Origin of the sequence: Filimonas effusa (assembly GCF_004118675.1) — a bacterium.
Classification (GTDB): domain Bacteria; phylum Bacteroidota; class Bacteroidia; order Chitinophagales; family Chitinophagaceae; genus Filimonas; species Filimonas effusa.
The window spans coordinates 12815-33697 of sequence record NZ_SDHZ01000005.1 but is presented as its reverse complement, the minus strand read 5'-3'; the positions used below and the strand labels follow the sequence as shown (position 1 = coordinate 33697).

General features: G+C 46.0%; 23 protein-coding genes. 8 read left to right on the top strand and 15 right to left on the bottom strand.

Annotation, left to right across the window (positions count from 1 at the left end; translation table 11 throughout):
* Window positions 1-16 precede the first annotated feature (16 nt).
* The 5 genes from kdpA to ESB13_RS21535 all read right to left on the bottom strand — a co-directional run bounded on the left by kdpA (window position 17) and on the right by ESB13_RS21535 (window position 3901).
* A complete protein-coding gene (gene kdpA, locus ESB13_RS21555) occupies window positions 17-1729 on the bottom strand; it encodes a potassium-transporting ATPase subunit KdpA (protein WP_129005778.1) in 1713 nt (570 codons plus the stop codon).
* A gap of 21 nt (window positions 1730-1750) precedes the next feature.
* Window positions 1751-1828: a K(+)-transporting ATPase subunit F gene (gene kdpF, locus ESB13_RS24340; RefSeq protein WP_407920915.1), complete on the bottom strand. Its 78-nt coding sequence runs from the start codon at window positions 1826-1828 to the stop codon at window positions 1751-1753.
* Between the two features lie 135 nt (window positions 1829-1963).
* A complete protein-coding gene (locus ESB13_RS21545) occupies window positions 1964-2341 on the bottom strand; it encodes a DUF7674 family protein (protein ID WP_129005777.1) in 378 nt (125 codons plus the stop codon).
* A 183-nt stretch (window positions 2342-2524) separates the two neighbouring features.
* Entirely contained in the window at window positions 2525-3115 is a 591-nt protein-coding gene (locus tag ESB13_RS21540; protein ID WP_129005776.1) for a FecR family protein, read from the bottom strand.
* Between the two features lie 33 nt (window positions 3116-3148).
* Window positions 3149-3901 carry a ThuA domain-containing protein gene (locus tag ESB13_RS21535; protein WP_220399740.1) on the bottom strand — a complete coding sequence of 251 codons (753 nt, stop codon included), beginning with the start codon at window positions 3899-3901 and terminating at the stop codon, window positions 3149-3151.
* A gap of 75 nt (window positions 3902-3976) precedes the next feature.
* Here ESB13_RS21535 and ESB13_RS21530 point away from each other — a divergent pair, with 75 nt between their 5' ends.
* Window positions 3977-4762 carry a M90 family metallopeptidase gene (locus ESB13_RS21530; RefSeq protein ID WP_129005775.1) on the top strand — a complete coding sequence of 262 codons (786 nt, stop codon included), beginning with the start codon at window positions 3977-3979 and terminating at the stop codon, window positions 4760-4762.
* On the opposite strand, the gene ESB13_RS21525 is transcribed toward ESB13_RS21530, so the two are convergent.
* Window positions 4751-5536, bottom strand: a complete 786-nt coding sequence (locus ESB13_RS21525; RefSeq protein WP_129005774.1) for a dienelactone hydrolase family protein — start codon at window positions 5534-5536, stop codon at window positions 4751-4753. The two genes, ESB13_RS21530 and ESB13_RS21525, sit on opposite strands and share 12 nt — an antisense overlap.
* Window positions 5533-5919, bottom strand: coding sequence for a hypothetical protein (locus ESB13_RS21520; protein WP_129005773.1), 387 nt, complete (start codon window positions 5917-5919; stop codon window positions 5533-5535). The genes ESB13_RS21525 and ESB13_RS21520 overlap by 4 nt, the downstream gene beginning before the upstream one ends.
* 111 nt (window positions 5920-6030) lie before the next feature.
* Between ESB13_RS21520 and ESB13_RS21515 the strand changes: the two genes are divergently transcribed.
* Window positions 6031-6684 (top strand): NAD-dependent epimerase/dehydratase family protein, encoded by a 654-nt coding sequence (locus ESB13_RS21515; RefSeq protein WP_129005772.1) that lies wholly within the window; start codon window positions 6031-6033, stop codon window positions 6682-6684.
* 338 nt (window positions 6685-7022) lie between these two features.
* On the top strand, window positions 7023-7874 hold the full coding sequence (locus ESB13_RS21510) for an aldo/keto reductase (protein ID WP_129005771.1): 852 nt from the start codon (window positions 7023-7025) through the stop codon (window positions 7872-7874).
* A 201-nt stretch (window positions 7875-8075) separates the two neighbouring features.
* Here ESB13_RS21510 and ESB13_RS21505 read toward each other — a convergent pair whose 3' ends face one another.
* Entirely contained in the window at window positions 8076-9245 is a 1170-nt protein-coding gene (locus ESB13_RS21505) for an amidohydrolase family protein (RefSeq protein ID WP_129005770.1), read from the bottom strand.
* Window positions 9246-9340: 95 nt separating this feature from the next.
* Between ESB13_RS21505 and prfA the strand changes: the two genes are divergently transcribed.
* Window positions 9341-10405, top strand: coding sequence for a peptide chain release factor 1 (gene prfA / locus ESB13_RS21500; RefSeq protein WP_129005769.1), 1065 nt, complete (start codon window positions 9341-9343; stop codon window positions 10403-10405).
* 2 nt (window positions 10406-10407) lie between these two features.
* A complete protein-coding gene (locus tag ESB13_RS21495; RefSeq protein ID WP_129005768.1) occupies window positions 10408-11436 on the top strand; it encodes a phenylalanine--tRNA ligase subunit alpha in 1029 nt (342 codons plus the stop codon).
* A 498-nt stretch (window positions 11437-11934) separates the two neighbouring features.
* Here ESB13_RS21495 and ESB13_RS21490 read toward each other — a convergent pair whose 3' ends face one another.
* Complete coding sequence (locus tag ESB13_RS21490) at window positions 11935-12642, bottom strand: SDR family NAD(P)-dependent oxidoreductase (protein WP_129005767.1); 708 nt, start codon at window positions 12640-12642, stop codon at window positions 11935-11937.
* 87 nt (window positions 12643-12729) lie between these two features.
* On the opposite strand from ESB13_RS21490, the gene ESB13_RS21485 reads away from it, so the two are divergent.
* Together ESB13_RS21485 and ESB13_RS21480 are read left to right on the top strand one after the other, a co-directional pair.
* A complete protein-coding gene (locus ESB13_RS21485) occupies window positions 12730-13425 on the top strand; it encodes a YjjG family noncanonical pyrimidine nucleotidase (RefSeq protein ID WP_129005766.1) in 696 nt (231 codons plus the stop codon).
* Between the two features lies 1 nt (window position 13426).
* Entirely contained in the window at window positions 13427-13921 is a 495-nt protein-coding gene (locus tag ESB13_RS21480; protein ID WP_129005765.1) for a hypothetical protein, read from the top strand.
* A gap of 1 nt (window position 13922) precedes the next feature.
* Here ESB13_RS21480 and ESB13_RS21475 read toward each other — a convergent pair whose 3' ends face one another.
* The 3 genes from ESB13_RS21475 to ESB13_RS21465 form a co-directional block, all read right to left on the bottom strand.
* Window positions 13923-14381 (bottom strand): SRPBCC domain-containing protein, encoded by a 459-nt coding sequence (locus ESB13_RS21475; protein WP_129005764.1) that lies wholly within the window; start codon window positions 14379-14381, stop codon window positions 13923-13925.
* Window positions 14382-14475: 94 nt separating this feature from the next.
* Window positions 14476-14865, bottom strand: coding sequence for a DoxX family membrane protein (locus ESB13_RS21470; RefSeq protein WP_129005763.1), 390 nt, complete (start codon window positions 14863-14865; stop codon window positions 14476-14478).
* Between the two features lie 263 nt (window positions 14866-15128).
* Window positions 15129-17288: a S9 family peptidase gene (locus ESB13_RS21465; protein ID WP_129005762.1), complete on the bottom strand. Its 2160-nt coding sequence runs from the start codon at window positions 17286-17288 to the stop codon at window positions 15129-15131.
* A 64-nt stretch (window positions 17289-17352) separates the two neighbouring features.
* Between ESB13_RS21465 and ESB13_RS21460 the strand changes: the two genes are divergently transcribed.
* Window positions 17353-17769, top strand: coding sequence for a PH domain-containing protein (locus ESB13_RS21460; protein ID WP_129005761.1), 417 nt, complete (start codon window positions 17353-17355; stop codon window positions 17767-17769).
* Between the two features lie 35 nt (window positions 17770-17804).
* Here the strand turns inward: ESB13_RS21460 and ESB13_RS21455 are convergent, their stop codons facing one another.
* The 3 genes from ESB13_RS21455 to ESB13_RS21445 form a co-directional block, all read right to left on the bottom strand.
* Window positions 17805-18101, bottom strand: coding sequence for a Dabb family protein (locus tag ESB13_RS21455; RefSeq protein ID WP_129005760.1), 297 nt, complete (start codon window positions 18099-18101; stop codon window positions 17805-17807).
* 409 nt (window positions 18102-18510) lie between these two features.
* Window positions 18511-19296: a patatin-like phospholipase family protein gene (locus tag ESB13_RS21450; RefSeq protein ID WP_129005759.1), complete on the bottom strand. Its 786-nt coding sequence runs from the start codon at window positions 19294-19296 to the stop codon at window positions 18511-18513.
* Window positions 19297-19437: 141 nt separating this feature from the next.
* Entirely contained in the window at window positions 19438-20622 is a 1185-nt protein-coding gene (locus ESB13_RS21445) for a C1 family peptidase (protein ID WP_129005758.1), read from the bottom strand.
* Between the last annotated feature and the right edge of the window lie 261 nt (window positions 20623-20883).

The window sequence follows — 20883 nt, the reverse complement described above, 5'->3', positions numbered from 1 at the left end:
CACTTTTTATAAGTGATTAGTACAAATTGAAATATTCTGCAATAGGGCCTAACGTGAGGGCGGGGAAAAATGCCAGCGCTGCAATGATCATGATAACAGCATAGGTCATGATGCCAAAAGTTGCCGTATCTGTTTGCAAGGTGCCGGCCGATTCAGGTACATATCTTTTTTTAGCCAGCAATCCTGCAATGGCTACCGGCCCTATGATAGGTATGAACCTTCCCAATGCCATGATAAGCCCTGTGCTTACATTCCAGAAAATATTGTTGTCGCCCAGTCCCTCGAATCCTGAACCGTTGTTGGCAGAAGATGAGGTTTGTTCATATAACATTTCTGAGAACCCATGCGATCCGGGATTGTTAAACCAGGCACCGGGTTTCACAGCCCAGTCTATACCGGGATGATGTGCTGCGAAATAAGCCGACAAAGCAGTTCCGGTTAATATCAGGAAGGGGTGAAGCAGGGCTATAAGTGCCGCAATCTTCATTTCCCTGGCTTCAACCTTACGACCCATAAATTCCGGCGTGCGGCCTACCATAAGACCCGAAATGAAAACTGCTATGATAAGAAAAATGAAATAGTTGAGTAAGCCTACCCCTTTACCGCCATAAAAACAGTTGGTCATCATACCCAGCATTTGCATCGCGCCGGATAATGGCATAGAACTGTCGTGCATCGAGTTTACGGAGCCTGTTGATATAACCGTTGTCATCACCTGCCAGTAGGCCGAAGCAGGTACCCCAAGTCTTACTTCCTTACCTTCCATAGCGCTGGCATCAGCCAGCCCCAGCCTATGTAAGGCAGGATTACCGCCGGTTTCAGAAAGCATACACGGCACCATAAAGGTGAGCATGCCCACCGTCATTACACCAAAGATCACATACCCCATTCTGTTGCGCCTGATGAAATAACCAAATGCAAACACCAATGCCATAGGAAGTATTACCTGGGCAACGATCTCAACCATATTTGTGAAATAGGTTGGATTCTCAAGTGGGTGTGCCGAGTTGGCGCCAAACCAACCGCCACCATTGGTCCCAAGGTGCTTAATAGCGATCATGCCGGCAGCAGGACCACGCGACACCTGAACGCTGTCTCCTTGCAAGGTCACAATGCTGTCTTTGCCATCAAAGCTCGCAGGTGTGCCATTAAACGCCAGCAGGCTGGCTATCACAATGGCCAGCGGCAATAATACACGTGTAATGGTTAATGTAAAGAAGACGAAAAAATTACCCAGCTTTTCAGTGGTCTTATGGGCAAAGGCGCGGAAAAGAACAGCTACTGCCGCTACACCTGTTGCTGCCGATACAAACTGGAGAAAGGTGATCACAATCAGCTGGCTCAGGTAAGTAACACCCGTTTCTCCCGAATAATGCTGCAGGTTACAGTTCACCAGGAAACTGATAGCAGTATTGAACGACAGATCAGGCGTCATGCTCGGATTCCCATCTGGATTTAACGGCAGACTGCCCTGGAATAATAAAATGAAAAAGGCATAGATCAGCCATATCAGGTTAATAGATAACAAGGCTGCCATATGCTGCTTCCAGTTCATTTCCTTTGCCGGGTCTATACCACAAACGCGATAAATAAATCGCTCAAAAGGACGTAAAAAGTCGGTAGGCGTTTTCTCTCCGTTAAATACCCGGGCTATGTATTTTCCCAGGGGAAATGCTATGATCAGCGTAAGAAGAAATGTAATGATAACGCCCGCGGTTTCTGTGCTCATGGGACTATTGTTTTTTACGGTTTAAAATTTTTCCGGCCTTAACAGTACGTATATCAGGTAAATGAAAACGAGCACGGAAACAATAAAAAGGATAGACATCATAACTGTTGGATTATATGTTTGCATGTTAGATCTGTTCAAAAAAATCAATGCATTTGTAAAAAATGTAGAAACAGACCAGGCAGATGATAAAGAGTGCGATTGTTAACATGATATGATTTTTAAAATATTGTACTAGCAACCCGGTTGCATTACCTGCCGCATATAAACAGAGTAAAGCGTAATAGGCATTTTTGCCTGCAGAAGCCGCCATTCCACACTGTTGCACGTCATGCGGAAAATGGAAAAGGAGTAAACAAAAACATTCGTCACGGCAGTTTTAACAAGATTGTTGCCTTTTACATATATCTCGTCAGCCAGCTTCATGCACTTTTGGATGCCACGCATATCATGCGCCTGGCACATCCGCTCGGTATAATTGGTAAGTATATGCAGCGTGTTGTTAATGTTGCAGGCGTTTGTTGGCTCTGCCAGCTCATGCCTTACCTCCGGGATATTGTCAGCTATCAAAGCAGGAACTTCATATTGGTTCATTACTGTGAGTCTCATCATTGCGACATTTTAATACAGTAGTGCCAAACCATATGCCTTTGAACTCCCCTAACTGGTACCACCCGCTCTAATGCAACGCACACAAGGCTTGTAGCGTTTCACTGGTTTACACGTGCCAGGTAAAGGCATAAAAAAACCTTCTCATTTTGAGAAGGTTTTATCAGAATGATATCGATAAGCGTATTATGGTCTCACCAGCTTTTTACTCCAGGCTCCCAGTGCTGCAGCATCAAATTTCTCCTTTTCCATCATGTCTATATCCTTATTGATCATCACCATCTGGTTAGCCTTAAGCGTGTCAGGTGCATTGAACTGCGACTTATAATTAGGCGCTACTTTTAGGGTACCCGATAACACCTGCACTTCTTCCCCCGCTTCCTTAGCCCAGGCAATCACGCGGAAAGAAGCCTTACTCATTACGGTCATAACCAGTAACCTCGACTTTAACACAAGCGGACCTGAATCTTTGTTCACTTCTATATACATATCTCCGTCAACCTTTGCTTCCCTTTGACGGGGATAGCCGGCAGCGGGCTGAATAGTAGCATCCTTATCCAATATCCACACTACAGTACTGTCGGCAAGTGTTTTAGTCTGCACGGGGTTGGGTATTACTTCTTTTTTGGGGCCGGAATACAACGGCTCCGTTATCAGGCTATCCTGTGTCTGTGGTCTGGGTTTGCCGGGTCTGAATACGGCGTAAGCAATGATAGCCAGTAATACCACCAGTGATAACCATATGAAGCGTCCCGCAGGACGTTGTGATGTTGCCATAACGCTCGGAATAAGATAGCAAGGATAATACAATTATGGTAAATCGCCCATGGCCCATTGCAACCCCTTCAGAAAATGCTGCGATATCAGCGGATGACTGAAACTTTCCGGCGTATGGCCAAATGCAGAATAGAACGTCCTTCCGCCATCAAAATTACGATACCACGACATAGGATGAAAGGCCCCCATTTTACCATGCTGGTAACTTCCCTCGTCTATCCGCACCAGGAATTGAAGACTATCAGTTTTCACCGACTTGAAATCATAAATTTCATCACGGTAATTAAAGCTGTCAGGCAAGTGGGCCGATGCAGGGAATTGTTTATCCAGGGTAATGATCTTACCTTCCTGGATGGCCGGATGACTCGCAAAATAAGCCCCCACGAGCGAATTGTACCAGGGCCAGTCATATTCGGTATCGGATGCCGAATGTATCCCTACATACCCGCCGCCTGAACGGATATATTGCTCGAAAGCATTTTGCTGCTGCGCGTCCAGCACATCTCCCGTAGTATTTAACCATACTACTGCAGCGTACTTCGATAAATTGTCTTTGGTAAACAAACCGGCATTGGTGGTAGTGTCTACATGAAAACCATGCTGACGGCCCATTTCCATGAAAAAGGCATTACCCTGCACAATAGAGTTATGATGAAAACCCCTGGTCAGCGAAAATACCAGCACCTGTTTAGGCAGACCGGCCGGAATATCGGAATTGGTTTGACTCGAACAGGTGATAACCACAAGCGCCAGCAGGCAAAGCATCGATCGTTGTATGAATTTCATAAAAGGAAATTTACTGATTTAAACGCAGCGGGGAATCATAGAAGCTAAATATCCCAAAAAAGTTATCTTGCCGTCATGATTGACCAGTTCGTTTACGTCGTCCTTTTTATTGTATTGATAGTGGTGGTGTCGAAATATATGAGCAAAAAGCCCGCCACCCCCCAGTTGCCGGCTAATTATCCCGATCTGCTCCAGCAACATGTTTCCTACTACAGACTATTGCCTCCCATTGAGAAAAAGTATTTCGAAGCAAAAATGAATTACTTCCTGCAACATACACGTATCGAAGGGGTGGGAACTACGGTGGATGATCTTGATAGAGTACTGGTAGCGGCAAGTGCTGTTATTCCCATTTTTGCATTCCCCGACTGGCACTATTATAACCTTACCGATGTATTGCTTTATAAGGACACTTTTAACGAAGAGTTTCATATGGAAGGCGCCGGGCGCGCCACATTAGGTATGGTGGGAGAAGGCGCTATGCAAAACACCATGATCTTATCCAAACCTTCGCTGTATGCAGGTTTCGATATCCACTCCCATAAAAGCCAAACCGGTATACATGAATTTGTTCACCTGCTCGATAAATCGGACGGAGCTACCGACGGGCTTCCGGAAAATCTGATAGGAAAAGAATATGCTTTGCCCTGGTTAAAGCTCATGCACAAAACCATGGCGCAAATGCGGCATGGCAAAACGGATATAAATATCTACGGCGCTACCAACGAGGCAGAGTTCCTGGCGGTAACTGCCGAATACTTCTTCAAAAGCCCCGAAGAACTGAAACATAAACATCCGGAACTGTTCGAACTATTACAGCAGATCTTCCACCAGGATCCCGCCCATCCCTCAGGCAAATAATTCTTTCAGGAAAACCAGCAGATACTGCCACGAACGTTTATCGGCAAGCTCATTATAAGCGGCTCCCTTGGAATTATCATTACCGGCTTTCTTCTCGGTAAAGGCATGTACTGCATTACTGAAAGCAACAAACTGCCAGTCGGCTTTGCTTTCACGCATTTCTTTTTCAAAACTTTGCACATCGGCATCCGGTGCATACGGGTCATCGGCGCCATGTAATACCAGTACCTTTGCATTTACAGGAGTATTGGGCCGCGCAGCCTCCTTGGTAAGTCCGCCATGGAACGAAACAACACCCTTTACAGGCAGCCCGCCACGGGCCGCCTCCAGCGCACCGGTTCCGCCAAAACAATAACCTATTACAACTATTTTTTCAGGATTGGCGCCCTTATCAACCAGCGCCTCTATAGCAGCCTTGATACGCTGCTGGTATAGCTGGTAGTCCTTTTTATACTTGCCGGCAAGCTGGCCGGCCTCCTGGGTATTGGCAGGTTTAACGCCTCCGTAAATATCTGCGGCAAGGGCATAATAACCAAGCTCGCCCAACTGATCTACTACCGATTTTTCGTGGTCTGTAATCCCCATCCATGCATGAATAACTACCACGCCGCCAGGCCGGTTGTCACTCGCAACCTCCACGTCGGCAGGAGGCTCTGCATAATAACCAGTCAGCTTCGTGTCTCCATCGGAATAGGAGAGGTTGCCACCCTGGCTGAAGCCCGATGAAAAGGCTGTAAGCATCGACATCAGGAGTAAGGGTACTTTGCGTATCATAGTTTTTCAAGTTTTTTCTCTTCAATAGTGGCTTCTGCCCGCTCTTTCTTCAAACCCACACGCACAAACGCAAACAGGCTCATATACACATTGGCGATCCATACCAGCGAAAAACCGCCGATCAGGTAACCACGCCACCCCTCCAGCAACAACTGAAAATCAGCAAGCCATAAAAAAAATAAAGCGATATAATGACTGAAACAATATTCGCAGGTAAAAAGATAATACCATTTCCGCTGAAATATAGTCCTGCTCTTCTTACTTCTTTCCACACAAAACTCCCGCGGCTCCCGGAATACCTCTTCATGCGTCACCGTCCAGGCAATACAGGCCACAGGCAACGCCAGTGTGAACAACCAGATGAGTTGCATTGAAACAGACATGAAACAATTTTTTAACCCCCAATCTCTTCCAAAAATGCTGCCACTACATCCCCTATGTCCCTGCTATCCGTCATTCTTCCATCTATTTATTATCTTGCCTAAAATAAATTTATGAAAACCGCTATTGTCATCGGGGGAACCGGCCTCGTAGGAAATGCTTTGGTGCTTCAGTTACTGAATAGCACCCATTTCGGGCAAGTGCTGGTCTTTGGACGCCGTTCTTTGGAACTTGTCCACGAAAAATTACAGGAACATATCATCAACTTCGACAAACCTCAGCTCTGGAAACACCTGGTAAAGGGAGATGTCTTCTTCTCCTGCCTGGGAACTACATTGCGGCAGGCAGGTAGTAAAGATGCACAATACCGCGTCGATTACCAATACCAGTTCTCCATGGCTTCGGTAGCTGCTGAAAACAAAGTGCCCGCCTACATACTGGTGTCCTCCGTAGGCGCCGATAGTAATTCCCGCTTGTTTTACACCCGCATGAAAGGACAGCTCGATGAAGGAGTGAGCCGACTGCCCTTTATCCAAACAGCCATCATCAGGCCCGGTGCGCTCTACGGTAGCAGGAAAAAATTCCGCCCCGGTGAAACCGCAAGCGTAGGCCTGCTAAAACTGTTGAATGCAGTAGGAATTCTTCGAAAATACCGCCCCATTACAGGTAAACAGGTGGCAAACGCCATGATCCAGATCGCACTCGGCGAAAAAAGAGGTGTTACTATATACGAAAACGACCAACTCTTTGAGTTGGCCGTTAAATAGTGAGGGGATGCCCTTTAGAAAAAAGACATCCCCCGCCGTTTTTGTGGGCTAGTACGTAGAGCTTATAGTCCTAGCCCTATTCCGAAGACCCAGGGATTACTTTTTTCTGCGGGTTTTATCCTGCCGAGGCTATTCATAACAAACAATCGTATTTAATAACAAACAATCGAAAACTAATCTTTCTTCAATGACACAAAACTAATGGCCACACTATCCGTGGGAAATGATAACATTCAGTTTATCATATGATTTTTATCAGCTCCCCAGGCTGGCATGCCGCTTGACGCTATTTTAGTTCCCAAACTCACTTACCTCAACTTTAAATAATTCTTTTAACCATGACTAGTTTTAAACCTACTTACACCCTCGGAAGCGATTTTACCGTGAACCGTATGGGCTTCGGTGCTATGCGTATCACCGGTAAAGGCATCTGGGGACCGCCCGCCGATAAGGAAGAAGCTATCAAAGTATTGCAAAGAGCCGTTGAACTCGGTATCAACTTCATAGATACCGCCGATAGCTACGGCCCCAACATCTCCGAAGAGCTGATCGCAGAGGCCCTCTATCCTTATCCCGAAGACCTCGTGATAGCCACCAAAGGCGGCCTCCTCCGTACAGGACCCGATCAATGGCCTGTTAATGCACATCCCGATCACCTCAAAGAAGCATTGCACGGCAGCCTCGAACGATTGAAACTCGACTGCATTCAACTATACCAGTTGCATCGTATCGATCCCAATGTCCCTTTCGAACAAACGCTTGAATTCTTGCAAAGAGCCCAGGAAGACGGACTCATCGAACATATCGGATTGTCGGAAGTAAGTGTGGCTGATATCGAAAAGGCACGCACCTTCGTCGATATTGTCTCTGTTCAAAACATGTATAGCTTCAGTAACCGTAAATGGGAAGCAGAGCTGCAATATTGTAAGGAAAACGGCATCGCATTTATTCCATGGTATCCATTGGATGGTGGCAGCGCCGAATCGCTGAAAGCCCTCGAAGCCTTTGCCGCCAATAAAGGCATAAGCCTCCAGCAATTAGCGCTTAGCTGGCTATTGCATTATGCTCCCAACATCCTGCTTATACCCGGCACTTCCAAAGTAAAACACCTCGAAGAAAACTTCGCGGCTCAAACCATCCGCCTCACCGCCGATGAAATGATAGCGCTCGATGAAATAGCAAAAAAATAAGTCAACCTGTCATGTCTGCGAAACACTAATGAAATTAGCAGAGTATAGGATGAGTATACGATCAGTATAGGATAAGTGCACAAAGAGCCTGCTCAAAAAGCAGACATATTGTCTCTGTTACTAAAATCTTTATCAGTAGAAACAACGAAGCCGGAGATAATTTCCCCGGCTTCGTTGTCATATCACATCTGTAACATAATTCTACCATCTGCCATCCACTCTCTCCACCCCATTCAATCCCTCGTCCACAACCAACACGCCCGGCTGTCTCCCCTTTTCAAAACTGCCATACCTGTCCTGCAACTGCAGCGCCTGCGCCCCGTTAAAAGTGGCCCATCGCAATAACTCCGCTAAGGTTAGATCAGGAAAATGAGTTTGTAAAGTCTTTAATTCGGCAAGAATACTCAACTGGCGATTGCTGGCCAGGCTGTCAGTACCAACCGTAATAGTGCATCCCATTTCTCTCAGCAGCCCAACAGGAGGCACCTGGTTTTCAATATAAAGATTCGCATTAACACACAAGGTCCAGAACAGTTGCTGGTGATGTAATTGCGCCTGCTGTAATGCCAGGCTAATATCTTCAGTAGTACTGCAGGTGTTATGAACCAGCAGCACCTGTGCCGGTCGGTCAAGCAGCGGCAGCCAGTGACGAAGTGAACGGCAGCCGGGGGCCTGGTAAAACGAAATATCAGCTCCCAGCATACTATACAACTGCCGGAAGGCAGAGTCGCCGGTAACAAAAAAAGCATCCTCTTCCGGGGTTTCCTGGTTGTGTACCGATGTTATTTTGCCAGCGCTATGTTCATTGATAAGCGAAAACAAAGCCGGGGAAACCGAATACGGCGCATGAGCCGTAATGGAGCCGTTTAAGCCGGCAGAGTTGAAAGCTTCCAGGTTTTGTACCGCCTGCGCCATCCGCGCACCAGCGCCAGCAGGAATAAAACCGCTGACTTCCATAAAGTTATGATATGTGAGCCTGCCCTTTTCCTTCTGTTGTATGGTATGAGTAGTATTACAGATATCGCCAACCGCCACAACCCCGCCGCGGTACATTTCGTCCTCTCCGGCAACGATGGCCTCCGCTATCTGCTCCGGGGCAAAACTGCGCTGCTGCATAACGCCGGTCACAAAATTCACTAGCCCGGTAGATTCCGGAAGCAGCGCCTTCATATGACTCAATTCCAGGTGGCAATGGCAATTCACGAACCCCGGGCTAACAATGCCATTCACCTTCCGGATATCATCACCCGCATCTTTTTCGGCAATAATTGCTGCTACTTTTCCCTGCTCATCCGTAATCAGTACCTGCTCAGGCCCCAGCATTTCCCGGCCGTCGAAGAGCCCGCTACCCTGAATTTTTAAGTATGCCATAAAGCCAAAGTTACAGGAGATGCCGGATGCCACTGAAAACTCTTAATTTTGCCGCCGCTCCGGGCCAATCTGCCGGAGATAGAAAATCATACACAATGTTAGATCAACTAGACGGCATTAAGGCCCGTTTTGAACAGATAGGGATAGCACTTACCAACCCAGAGATCATTAATAATCAACGGGAGTTCGGTAAAATGAGCAAGGAATACAGGGATTTGGAGAAAATTGTGAAGCCCTATGAAGAATATCGTAAGGTGATGGCCGATTATACCTTCAGCAAGGACGCCCTCAATGGCAGCGACGAAGAAATGCGTGAGCTGGCCAAAATGGAACTGCCCGAACTCGAAGAGAAAAAAGAAGCGCTGGAAAAAGAATTGACCAAACTGCTGATCCCCAAAGATCCGCAGGACGATAAAAACGCAGTACTGGAAATCCGCGCCGGTACCGGTGGCGACGAGGCTTCCCTGTTCGCAGGCGACCTGCTGAACATGTACCTCCGCTATTGCGCTAAAAAAGGCTGGAAAGCAGCTATCGTCAGCGAAAGCGAAGGCACCGTGGGTGGTTACAAAGAGGTGATGGTAGAAGTAACCGGCGAAGACGTTTACGGAACCCTCAAATTCGAAAGTGGCGTTCACCGTGTACAAAGGGTTCCCAACACCGAAACACAAGGCCGCGTTCATACCTCCGCAGCTACCGTGGCAGTAATGCCCGAAGCGGAAGAAGTGGATTTCGAACTCAACCCTTCCGACGTGAAAATGGAAACCTCACGAAGCGGTGGCGCCGGTGGTCAGAACGTTAACAAGGTGGAAACCAAAGTAATGTTGACACACATCCCAACAGGTACCGTGGTTATCTGTCAAACAGAACGTACACAGCTCGGTAACCGCGAAAAAGCGATGACCATGCTCCGTACACGTTTATACGAAGAACAGGTGCGCAAACAGGAAGAAGAGATCTCCCGCCAGCGTAAAACGCTTGTGAGCACAGGCGACAGAAGCGCGAAGATCCGTACCTATAACTGGCCGCAGGGACGCGTTACAGATCACAGAATTGGCTTAACTTCCTACAATCTCGACGCTGTTGTCAACGGCGAAATAGAGGAATTTATCGAAGCATTGCAAATGGCAGAAAATACTGCTAAAATGACTAAACAAGACTAAGCATGGAACAACTGTTGCAACAGATTGAGGTATTAAAGCAGGAAATAACCGCTTTCGAAGCAGACGGTAACGACGCCGCCGAATCTTTCCGCATCAAATATCTCGGCACAAAAGGCATCATCAAAGGCCTTATGGGCGAGATGAAAAATATTCCCAACGACCAGAAAAAGAACTTCGGACAGGTGATGAACGACCTGAAACAACACGCCGAAGACAAATGGGAAGCCCTCAAAGGCAGCGATAACGCCGCCGCCGACACTTCGCTCGCTTACGACTGGACCCTCCCGGGTTCCACTGTAGACGTTGGAAGCCGTCACCCCATCAGCATCGTCCGCAATCAGATAGTATCCATCTTCAAACGCCTGGGCTTTGCAGTAGCTGAAGGCCCCGAAATGGAAGACGACTGGCACAACTTCACCGCATTGAACATGCCTGAAAACCACACCGCCAGGGACATGCAGGATACCTTTTACATTCTTCAGAACCCCGATTGGGTCCTGCGTACACACACATCGAGTGTGCAGGCCCGTGTAATGGAGAAACAAAAGCCGCCGATCCGCATCATATGCCCCGGCCGTGTATATCGCAACGAAACCATCAGCGCCCGTGCGCATTGCTTCTTCCACCAGGTAGAAGGTCTATATATCGATGAACACGTAAGCTTTGCCGATCTGAAACAAACCCTTTACTTCTTCGTTCAGGAGATGTTTGGCAAAGACGTTAAAATCCGTTTCCGCCCATCTTATTTCCCATTCACCGAGCCCAGTGCCGAAATGGATATCAGTTGTACGGTATGTGGTGGCAAAGGCTGCTCATTATGTAAACACACCGGCTGGGTTGAGATCCTCGGTTGTGGTATGGTGCATCCCAAAATGCTCGATAACTTCGGTATCGACTCTAACAAGTACACCGGCTTTGCATTCGGCATGGGCATGGAGCGTATCTGCCAGCTCAAATACCGCGTCAACGACCTCCGCCTCTATTCTCAAAACGATGTCCGCTTCCTCCACCAGTTCACCGGTGAAGTCTAGCATACATATAACATGATAAACAGCAAGCCCGGAACGTTGTTCTGGGCTTTTTTGTTGCACTGATTGGGAGTACGGCTTTCAGGAGTTTCCTTCTTAATTTCTTGTGATAAGACTACGCTGCTTGCCGTAACTTTATAGACGAAGCTACAGGCTTCTGTTTTTTATTTGCTCTCGTGGAATTTTAGAGTAGAAAAATTAGTGAAACCAGGGAGAGAAGAACTGAACCCATACCTTAAATTAATTAAACTATTGCGATATAGATGTTTGCGGCAAATTGGAAACTGCAACGAACACGTAATCTGGAGTATAACCATAGTATAAAAAGAAAAAAGGCAATGCCAGTTTCCCGGCAAAGCCTCCAATACAAATATACCAATATATTTTGCATTACTCATACTAGCTTGTTTAAAAACATCCCAAAATAAGCGCTCAATTTTTAGGCTATTGAAAATGAGTTGATTGCAAACTCGAACTTCCCTAAATGGCAGTCATTATTTCCTAAAGATCCCCCAACTGCGGCCTTAAAATAATCTCCTCTACACAAGCCTGCGGCGATAAAAACGCCGCCGTATAAATCATCGAAGCAATATCCCCCGCCTCCATCAATCGCTTCGGATCAACACCCGACCCCGCCCACGAATCAGTATAAGCCGCTCCAGGGTACACCGTCGTCACCTTGATATTATAAGGCTTCATCTCCTCCCGCAGGTTCTGCGAAAACCCCGCCAGCGCAAACTTGCTGATGCTGTAAGCCCCTCCATTCGCATAAGCCTGCAGCGAGGCAATAGAACACATGTTGAAAATATGCCCGCGCCGCGCTTCCATCATAGCAGGCAGCAATGCCCGCGTCAGATCATACGCGCTGAATAAATTGGCCGCCATCAGTTGCTCCAATACGCCTTCCGGCTCATTATGTACACTGCCCGGGATAAACTGCCCCGCATTATTTACCAGTATATCCACCGTAACTTCCTGTTGCTTTATCCATTCAGCAAAAGCCGTAACCTCTTCCTGTACACTTAAGTCGGCGGCGAAATGCTGCACATTGGTACGCGGAAAACGCGCCTGCAGGTCCATCGCAAATGCCTTTAGCGTCTCCTCATTCCGTGCACAAAGAAAAATGCCATGCCCTTGTTTATCTTCTCCAAACTTCTCAGCAATCGCTTTGCCCAGCCCCTTCGATCCTCCGGTAATAACAATATTCATAACATAGGTATTTACAAGCTCAATTTTAATAGTCTTACCTTTGCAATACTATACCAGACATCAGATTTCGCCAAATAAGACATTTTCATGCGCTATCGACACTTGTTCTTCGACCTCGATCATACGCTTTGGGATTTTGAAACCAATGCTAAGGAAACCCTGATGGAACTGCATGGCATCAATAACTTATCAGAAAAAGGCATTATCGATACCGAGCTTTTCTTTGAACGTTATAGCTTCCATAATAAACGCCTCTGGGAACGGTATGAAAAAGGATTCATGAAACAGGAAGACCTGCGCTGGAAAAGAATGTGGTTTACACTCCTCGATTTTAAAATAGGAGACGATATTTTGTCCAAAGCCATGTCCGCCCAGTTCCTGGAACGGCTGCCCTTCAAAAAAAGACTCTTCCCCTACACTGTAGAGATCCTCGATTACCTTATCAATAAAGGATATCAGTTGCATCTCGTAACCAATGGTTTCGATGCCGTACAGCACAACAAGCTGAAGAGCAGTAATCTTCAGCATTACTTCGGAAAAGTGATCACCTCCGAAGTCAGCAACAGTCTTAAACCCAAAAAGGAAATATTCGACTACGCGCTGCAGGTAACAGGCGCGTTAAAAGCAGAAAGCATCATGCTCGGCGACAACCTCGAAGCCGACATCCGCGGCGGCAACGACGCAGGCCTCGATACAGTTTTCGTAAATCACCTGAAAATCGAAGCCCACGTTCCCTCAACCTATACCATCCACCATCTTAAAGAACTCGAAGACATCTTCTGATATGTCTATCTCCTTTAACACAACAGTAGCCCTGCGAATAGGTTATATTGTGTTTGCGATATTGGCTTATCTCATCCCCTGTCAGCTTTTCCCGGTTAGTTATCAGGTTGCTGATATAGAAAATGAAAAAGTAGCTTTCAAAGGAGACGAAGAAATAGGCACTTGGGATGAATACTATACAATGGTGTACACAGACTCAGACGAAAGTTTCAGGATCCCCAACAGGTATCTCAAAGAAGAATTCAACATTGGGGATACATTTGTTGTTGCCAGGAACCTGGTGCTGAAACCTGCGCTAGTTAATAAACGCCACAGTACATATGTATACCCCGTTGCGAACCACGATAAAATAGAAGCGTTTGTTCTTTTCTTCACAGCCCCTGCGCTGCTTACATTGGCTATTTGGAGACGAAAGCATTACGCCCGCGATTCGTCGGCAATACTCATATTATGTACTATACTGGTTATCATAGTCCTGGCATATTACATAATATAGACTACCCCTTTGCTGAAAGAAAATCAAATGCTCCTTTCCTTAAATGAATCCCATACTCCATCCATGCTTTAAGGCAGGCCAGGAAATTAGTCCACCCTTCAGTATTACTGATTACCCACTTTAAACCCACGTCATCGATAGGAGCATCCTTTTCCGTGATAGCTATTATCGTAGAGTTATTGCTGGCTTCGGTCAATGTCATTTCAACGAGCATCTCCCTGGTCCCGTTATCCCAGTGAAACGAGATATATTTATCCTGCTCTATATTACCCACGCGTACAGGAAATGAATCCGGAAATTCAGGGAAAGTCCACTCCACAGTTTTACCTGCATCTAAACGGCCAGACCCTTTGCTGATAAAATACTGGCTCATCTTATCCGGATCTGTAATAGCATCAAAAACTTCGGCTGCCGGTTTTTGTACCTGGATTTTGGCTTTTGCAACAAGTATCTGATCCATATGATAATTCTTTTGATTGATATAATAACCCTATCATGTATAAATCAGCGCCATAAATATGCCATCACGAAATACGCATGGCGCTTTGCAACAACTACAATACTTTACTATTTGCAGAAAGCATAGCGCTATATCGGTCGCGGTAAGCATAAGCCAGCACAAGATGACCCACCAATAAAAGTATTGCCACCAATAATCCGTCAGGCAATACAAATGCGTGATACAGAACAATGTTTAGCGTTACCGGAAATAAAACCACGTTAGCCAGCGGAACAAACCTGCCAACCAGGAAAGCAATGGCGCATACCAGCTCAGTGATCTTTATAAGCGGAAACAGGTAGCGCGATACCATAAGCCCGTCCATAAAAGTTTTTACATCACCGCTTAATGCGGGCATAGGAACAAGTTTGAATAATACAACTACAGAAGAAAAAAGGAACATCAGTCCCATAAGTATCCTGATGATAATGACAGCAATTCTCATAACTATTACAGTTTAAAATGTTGTAATAAGGGCTGCTAAAAGCCGCCCGGGTATTTAATGTTTATTCGGATAACCAAATGTACATCTAATATAAAGCCCCCAAAAGGGGGATTTAAGACAAAAAAAGGGGTGGTTCAGACAGATAGTGAGGAGGTCGCTTCACCTTACAGAAAAGCATAAAATAAGGGGCCGTATCAAATTATGATACGACCCCTTATGTATAATATGCCTGGCTATCTTATGCAGTCACCCGCATACACATCCTAAAGCTTCTCCTTAAAATAATCAGTGATCTTCTGCATCAAATGCACCCTGTCCTTACCCAGCACATTATGCAAATGACCAGGATAAACAAAATAATCGATCTGAGTTCCATTATCAACACAGGCTTTCAGAAAATCAATGCTATGCTGCCATACAACAACATCATCATTGGTGCCATGTATCATCAGTAATTTACCCTTTAAATTCTTCGTTTTTGTAAGCAGGTTCGAAGCTGCATACCCTTCGGGATTTTCTTCAGGAGTATCCATATAACGCTCCGTATACATAACCTCATACATACGCCAGTCGATAACAGGACCACCCGCTACACCAACTTTAAATACATCGGGATGACGCAGCATAAGAGAGGTGGTCATAAATCCGCCAAAGCTCCATCCATGAACCCCCATACGCTGTGCATCTACATAAGGAAGTGCCTTCAGATAGTCAACCCCCTTCAGCTGGTCTTCCATTTCAACAGTCCCCAGCTGACGGAAAGTAGCCTGCTCAAACGCGAGCCCGCGGTTCGAGCTGCCACGGCCATCCATCGTAAATACAATGAATCCCTGCTGTGCCATATACTCATACCAGAGGTTGCCGCTGGCAGGAAATGAATTGCGGATCAGCTGTACATTAGGACCATTATACAGGTAAACAATAACAGGATATTTACGCGTACTGTCGAAATGGGTTGGTAATATCAGCTTGCCATAAAGGATGGTACTGTCATCCGCAGCCTTTAACTGCACAGGACGTATCACAGGCCTGTCAAAATCTTTCAGCGGATCAGGCGAAGAGTGTAGCTGCTGATCATATTTTCCCTTGATCTCCGAAACCCGGACAACATAGGGAACAGTCTCTGAACTATACTTGTCTAACAGGAATAAACCGTTTGTGCTGATGGTCGCATCATGCCACCCGGCAACAGTGGTCAAACGTTCTTTCTTTTTACCATCGATACTGGCGATATAAACCTGCTTCTCCAGCGCACTGGCTTCGGTTGAAGTATAAATGATCTCACGTGTCTTCTCACGAAACCCGGTAAGTTCATTTACCATCCAGTTGCCTTTGGTAAGCTGCTGTACCAGCTGCCCGCCGGTATTGTAGAGATAAAGGTGCTGGTAGCCGTCACGTTCACTCCACCAGATGAACTGGTCTTTATTCCATGGAAGAAAACTGATACTATGCCTTGGCTGAATATAACGTGGATGCGTTTCTTCAAATAAAGTCTTAACCAGGCTGCCGGTAGACGCCTGGTATTGATTGAACCAAACATGATTCTGTGCACGGTTTAACAAGGCAATATATACCTGCTGCCCATCCGGAGCCCAGCTTACAGCAGTAAGATACTGGTCGGCAGGTGTTCCCGTTTGCATAAAGCGGGTGCTGCCGGCAGCAATATCATAAACACCCAGCGTCACCTGGTGCGAAGTCCTGCCCGCCATGGGATATTTGATCTGCTTTACCTGGGCCGGAGTAACGCTCCAGTCAGGAATAGGATAATCGCTCACCATCTGCTGATCCATCCTGTAAAAAGCAACCTTGGTCCCATCGGGAGAGAAGAAGATCCCATGATCTATCCCAAACTCTTCACGGTGTACACTCTGACCATTTACAATACCCGCTGCCGTATCATTCGTAATCTTAACAGTATTGCCATTGCTGTTCCGCAAATACAGGTTATTGTCGATAGTATAAGCAGCATGACGGCTCTTCTCATGTATAAATACATTTTCCGCAGCCGCAGGTAAATGAAACCACAGGCTGTAGTTTACGCTGCCATCGGCAGCGAACGAACAACGGTAATAATTGCTGTCCCTGCTAAACCAGGCTTCTGTCGGTGACAACCAGTGAAAAACAGGCATCCACCGGAGTGTAGAATCATGAAACAGCTGCCAGCTCATATTACTGACACGGAACAAAAGCTGCTTTTTGCCGGAAGGCAACAAGGTTTTCTCCCACACGAATTTTTTCTCGGCAGTAACAGTCAGCTGCGAATACGCCTGTTCGCCAGGTATCCATTCCAGCTGCATAAGCCGCGAAGGAGCGAGGTTCTGACGTAAGCCATTAGTGGCTTCAGCCATTGTATATTTTCTTTCCTGTGCACAAACCGTTGTGAACGAAAAGAATAAAATAATCCATAAACAAGAATTACGCATGAGCCTTTTCTTTAATTGGAAATATATATATCTTTAATAACACGACCATTAAACATTGATTATTATGACAACCCGTTACACATCTAAGATTAGTCTGGGCCTTTGGATTCCGGTATTTACAGCCTGGTGCGGGGTAATTGCACTCATGATAATACAACGTGTTTGGGTCATGGTGCCCCTGATGCTGCTGGGCGCGGCATTTTCCGCCTATTGCACTTTTACCATCCGCTATGTCATTGACGACGGTAATCTAACCATCACATGGGCATTCTGGAAGCAGATCGTTAAAATCGATTCCATCAGGAAGATAAAAGAAACAAACAACCCGCTTAGCTCACCCGCCGCGTCCTTCGATCGCCTCGAAATCCTCTATAACAAATACGATACAGTGATGATCTCTCCCAACGACAAAGAATCCTTCATTCACCAGCTAACCGCCATAAATACCAACATACAGGTACAATCAAAACGGAAGAAATGAACAACCCGTTAAAACACACACACAACCTGTGAGCACTAAATAGAATCGTAGATCACCACTTTCTCAAAGAATACGCGGAACTCCTCCAGGAAAGCCTTGTGTAAGGGATGCACCTGGTACACATCATGACCAGCCATATCTTCAAAGAAAATCACCAGCGAAAATGTATAAGTAGTATCTACCACCGCGCGACTGATACTGGACGGTTCACCTACATGAAATGTCTTTACCGTCTCAACTTTTTTAAGTCCTTCAAGACTTTCACGGAACGCCGCTTTTTGCGCTTCTGTTATATCCGCTTTCAGCCAGAATAATACATGATGTGCCAGCATAGAAAAATTAATTTTTTGCAAGATAACGTTCAAACTTCGTAGTTCTGCCATCTACGTTATAAATACCCTTTAATAGCTATTTACAAAGCAACCGCCGCAGAATATTTTTACGAAAATTAAAATCCAATGTCCGCCGTTAAAAAACATGCAGCCCTCGCGGCTGCCGTCATCCTTTTTGCGTCCTGCGTAAATTCTAAACCCACGTACGACTATACTTACATCAAACTAAGTAACAAAGGAAAATTCCAGGCGCCGTAACAAGGCGGAAACTGTATCTGCCGCTCACAAAGGCAAACCGGTAAAGTGCAAAAAAGCCATCATACCGGCACATCTCTGTTTTCCGCAGTAACAAACCGGTCCCAATGCAGGGGAAATGCAATGCCGGTATCGGCTGTGGAAAGCAGAGATCTTATATCGCTTGTTCAGGATGCTCCCTTAATAGCTTCCTTGTATAGTCTAATCCTATCTGGTAAATGGCCTCAAAATGTTTGAAATCAAAAATGCCATACTGGCTCAGATCTTCAGGTTCAATAAACCGGCTGCATAACTGCCGCGTAAAGCTGATCTGCTCCCGTATCGCCATCAGCAGCGTGCGCTCTATATTGGCACGCAGACTGTTGTCAGGCTTATAAGGTTTAAGTGGATTTACATGAACGCCTATGATGTTTTCATACGCCGGCACCAACGGTGTGGCAGGCAAATTACCCGACAGCCCGCCGTCAACATAAGGAATGCCGTCAATCTCCACTGCCTGGAATAAAAGTGGAATGCTCGACGCCGCAAGAATAGCAGGAATAAGAGGCCCCTTGTTAAAGATGGTTTGTTGCCCCGTAATAAAATTGGTGGCAGTAACATGAAGCGGAATCTTCAATTCTTCAAACGTAGTATGTCTCAAATGCTGCTTCATCGCCATTTCTACAGTTTTCAGCGATAAAAACCCCGAGCTCATATTTTTCCATTGCATCGATACGCCTATACGCGTATGTCTTACCAGTTCAAGCACTTCATCAGGAGTATAACCGTCACAGATAAAAACTGCAACAATAGATCCTGAACTCGTTGCAGAAATAACCTCCGGGAAAATTCGGCATTCTTCAAATGCTTTCAGCACCCCAAGATGCGCATAACCACGGGCGCCGCCACCCGATAGAACAAAAGGCCGGAAAATAGGCTCCTTGGCGATATTGGCGTTCATAATGCTAATATAGGAAGAGATGACTCTCCCAAATAAAAAATCCCGGCCGCACAAAACGACCGGGATCAATATAAGATCTGTCTGTTTCCTGGATCCTTAAAAAGCGCTCTCCCTCAATTCCTGACCCGCTGCCTTCTATCTTTAGATCCCAAGCTTCCCGCGAAAATCTTTCGTTATCGCATTCTTATTCAGAAGGATAGCAGTTGATTTATACTGAACAAAAGCCTTGGTCACATACAGGTAACCTTTGTAGTCGTTCGATTCACCCCAGGAGTTCTTTACAATATAGTACTCACGGCCATTCTGATCCTTCGCAAGACCTACGATCTGCATACCATGATCATCCTGTGTCGTATAGTTGTCAAAAGCTTCCTGGCGCGCCTCAGGAGTAATAACTCTTTCAGGCTTAGGTCCATTGAAAATATTGGCTTTCTCGATAGACGTCATTGCTTCAAATTCTTTTTCAGGAACATAAGCAACACCATTGGCCCAACTGAAGTATTTTTCACTTACATCGGTTGCCCAGCCTACACTGTAACCGCTCTTCAAAGCGTTATCTATCAGGTCGGTTAACTCGGTCATCTGTACATTGTATGCATAGTCGAAGCTCCAGTTGTCAGGAACAGGAAGAAATACTTTCTGGTAGAAAGGTTTATCCTGTAAAGAGGTCAGCTCAACATAATCGGAAGCCTTAAGACCTATTACCTCTTTTGCAAAAGATTGCGGAGTATAAGTTTTACCGTTGTACTGGAATTGCTCAGGAACTTTACCCAGGTAACTGTCCAGCACTGCCGTGAAAGCAGGCAGCCAGTTGGCTGTTAACTTGCCGTTCGCATTTTTGATGACACCGTCAAGCATACCTTTCAGTACATCCTGCATCTCTGCAAACTTGTTGACGCTGGTTCCATAGTTTAAACCGGAGTAAACAGACTGGGGTAAAGCACCATACTGGCCATAGATATTAACAACATCATGTAACTCTCCGCCGTCGCCCCAGTTCAGGGAGCCATGCATACGTACATAGTTTTTCGCTTTTTCAATATACACGCAACGCGCAGTATATATTTCCGCGATGTCAACAGGTTGTTTACCCGCTTTTATCATTTCCGATTCCAGGAAGGAATTCCCCGAATAGCTCCAGCACGTTCCGCTGCTGCCCTGGTTTTTTACCGACGTCCTTTCTATGTTGATAACTGTGGTAAAATTGAATTTCTCTTTCGAAGCATCGCTCTTATTAGCGTTCAATGAGTTTACCAGGTTGTCCTGCGCCCATATCCCGCTACTCATAGGCACCAGCGCCAGCAGTAGTAAATACTTTTTATTCATAAACATGTACTCAGTTTTAAAGAGCCGCTAAGGTAGGGCATCACACGTAACAATTCCTTCACGTAAAGCAAAGGGCTGTTCTAAAGAGTTGTTAAAGCGCACCTCCCATAACGCCTGATAACCAGTAGCATCCCATTCCATGAGTGGAAACACTCAATTATTTTACTGTTGTAAAACGGCTCCCTTTCCTGCCCACCCCAAAGCCGCTCTTAAGCCGTCTTAAAGCCGCCTTAAAGCCGCTCCCAAACCATTGCTCCCAAA

Excerpts from the sequence above, each read along its gene's own strand:
- kdpA (WP_129005778.1), bottom strand. The coding sequence starts at position 1,729 with ATGAGCACAGAAACCGCGGGCGTTATCATTACATTTCTTCTTACGCTG.
- kdpF (WP_407920915.1), bottom strand. The coding sequence starts at position 1,828 with ATGTCTATCCTTTTTATTGTTTCCGTGCTCGTTTTCATTTACCTGATA.
- ESB13_RS21545 (WP_129005777.1), bottom strand. The coding sequence starts at position 2,341 with ATGATGAGACTCACAGTAATGAACCAATATGAAGTTCCTGCTTTGATA.
- ESB13_RS21540 (WP_129005776.1), bottom strand. The coding sequence starts at position 3,115 with ATGGCAACATCACAACGTCCTGCGGGACGCTTCATATGGTTATCACTG.
- ESB13_RS21535 (WP_220399740.1), bottom strand. The coding sequence starts at position 3,901 with ATGAAATTCATACAACGATCGATGCTTTGCCTGCTGGCGCTTGTGGTT.
- ESB13_RS21530 (WP_129005775.1), top strand. The coding sequence starts at position 3,977 with ATGATTGACCAGTTCGTTTACGTCGTCCTTTTTATTGTATTGATAGTG.
- ESB13_RS21525 (WP_129005774.1), bottom strand. The coding sequence starts at position 5,536 with ATGATACGCAAAGTACCCTTACTCCTGATGTCGATGCTTACAGCCTTT.
- ESB13_RS21520 (WP_129005773.1), bottom strand. The coding sequence starts at position 5,919 with ATGTCTGTTTCAATGCAACTCATCTGGTTGTTCACACTGGCGTTGCCT.
- ESB13_RS21515 (WP_129005772.1), top strand. The coding sequence starts at position 6,031 with ATGAAAACCGCTATTGTCATCGGGGGAACCGGCCTCGTAGGAAATGCT.
- ESB13_RS21510 (WP_129005771.1), top strand. The coding sequence starts at position 7,023 with ATGACTAGTTTTAAACCTACTTACACCCTCGGAAGCGATTTTACCGTG.
- ESB13_RS21505 (WP_129005770.1), bottom strand. The coding sequence starts at position 9,245 with ATGGCATACTTAAAAATTCAGGGTAGCGGGCTCTTCGACGGCCGGGAA.
- prfA (WP_129005769.1), top strand. The coding sequence starts at position 9,341 with ATGTTAGATCAACTAGACGGCATTAAGGCCCGTTTTGAACAGATAGGG.
- ESB13_RS21495 (WP_129005768.1), top strand. The coding sequence starts at position 10,408 with ATGGAACAACTGTTGCAACAGATTGAGGTATTAAAGCAGGAAATAACC.
- ESB13_RS21490 (WP_129005767.1), bottom strand. The coding sequence starts at position 12,642 with ATGAATATTGTTATTACCGGAGGATCGAAGGGGCTGGGCAAAGCGATT.
- ESB13_RS21485 (WP_129005766.1), top strand. The coding sequence starts at position 12,730 with ATGCGCTATCGACACTTGTTCTTCGACCTCGATCATACGCTTTGGGAT.
- ESB13_RS21480 (WP_129005765.1), top strand. The coding sequence starts at position 13,427 with ATGTCTATCTCCTTTAACACAACAGTAGCCCTGCGAATAGGTTATATT.
- ESB13_RS21475 (WP_129005764.1), bottom strand. The coding sequence starts at position 14,381 with ATGGATCAGATACTTGTTGCAAAAGCCAAAATCCAGGTACAAAAACCG.
- ESB13_RS21470 (WP_129005763.1), bottom strand. The coding sequence starts at position 14,865 with ATGAGAATTGCTGTCATTATCATCAGGATACTTATGGGACTGATGTTC.
- ESB13_RS21465 (WP_129005762.1), bottom strand. The coding sequence starts at position 17,288 with ATGCGTAATTCTTGTTTATGGATTATTTTATTCTTTTCGTTCACAACG.
- ESB13_RS21460 (WP_129005761.1), top strand. The coding sequence starts at position 17,353 with ATGACAACCCGTTACACATCTAAGATTAGTCTGGGCCTTTGGATTCCG.
- ESB13_RS21455 (WP_129005760.1), bottom strand. The coding sequence starts at position 18,101 with ATGCTGGCACATCATGTATTATTCTGGCTGAAAGCGGATATAACAGAA.
- ESB13_RS21450 (WP_129005759.1), bottom strand. The coding sequence starts at position 19,296 with ATGAACGCCAATATCGCCAAGGAGCCTATTTTCCGGCCTTTTGTTCTA.
- ESB13_RS21445 (WP_129005758.1), bottom strand. The coding sequence starts at position 20,622 with ATGAATAAAAAGTATTTACTACTGCTGGCGCTGGTGCCTATGAGTAGC.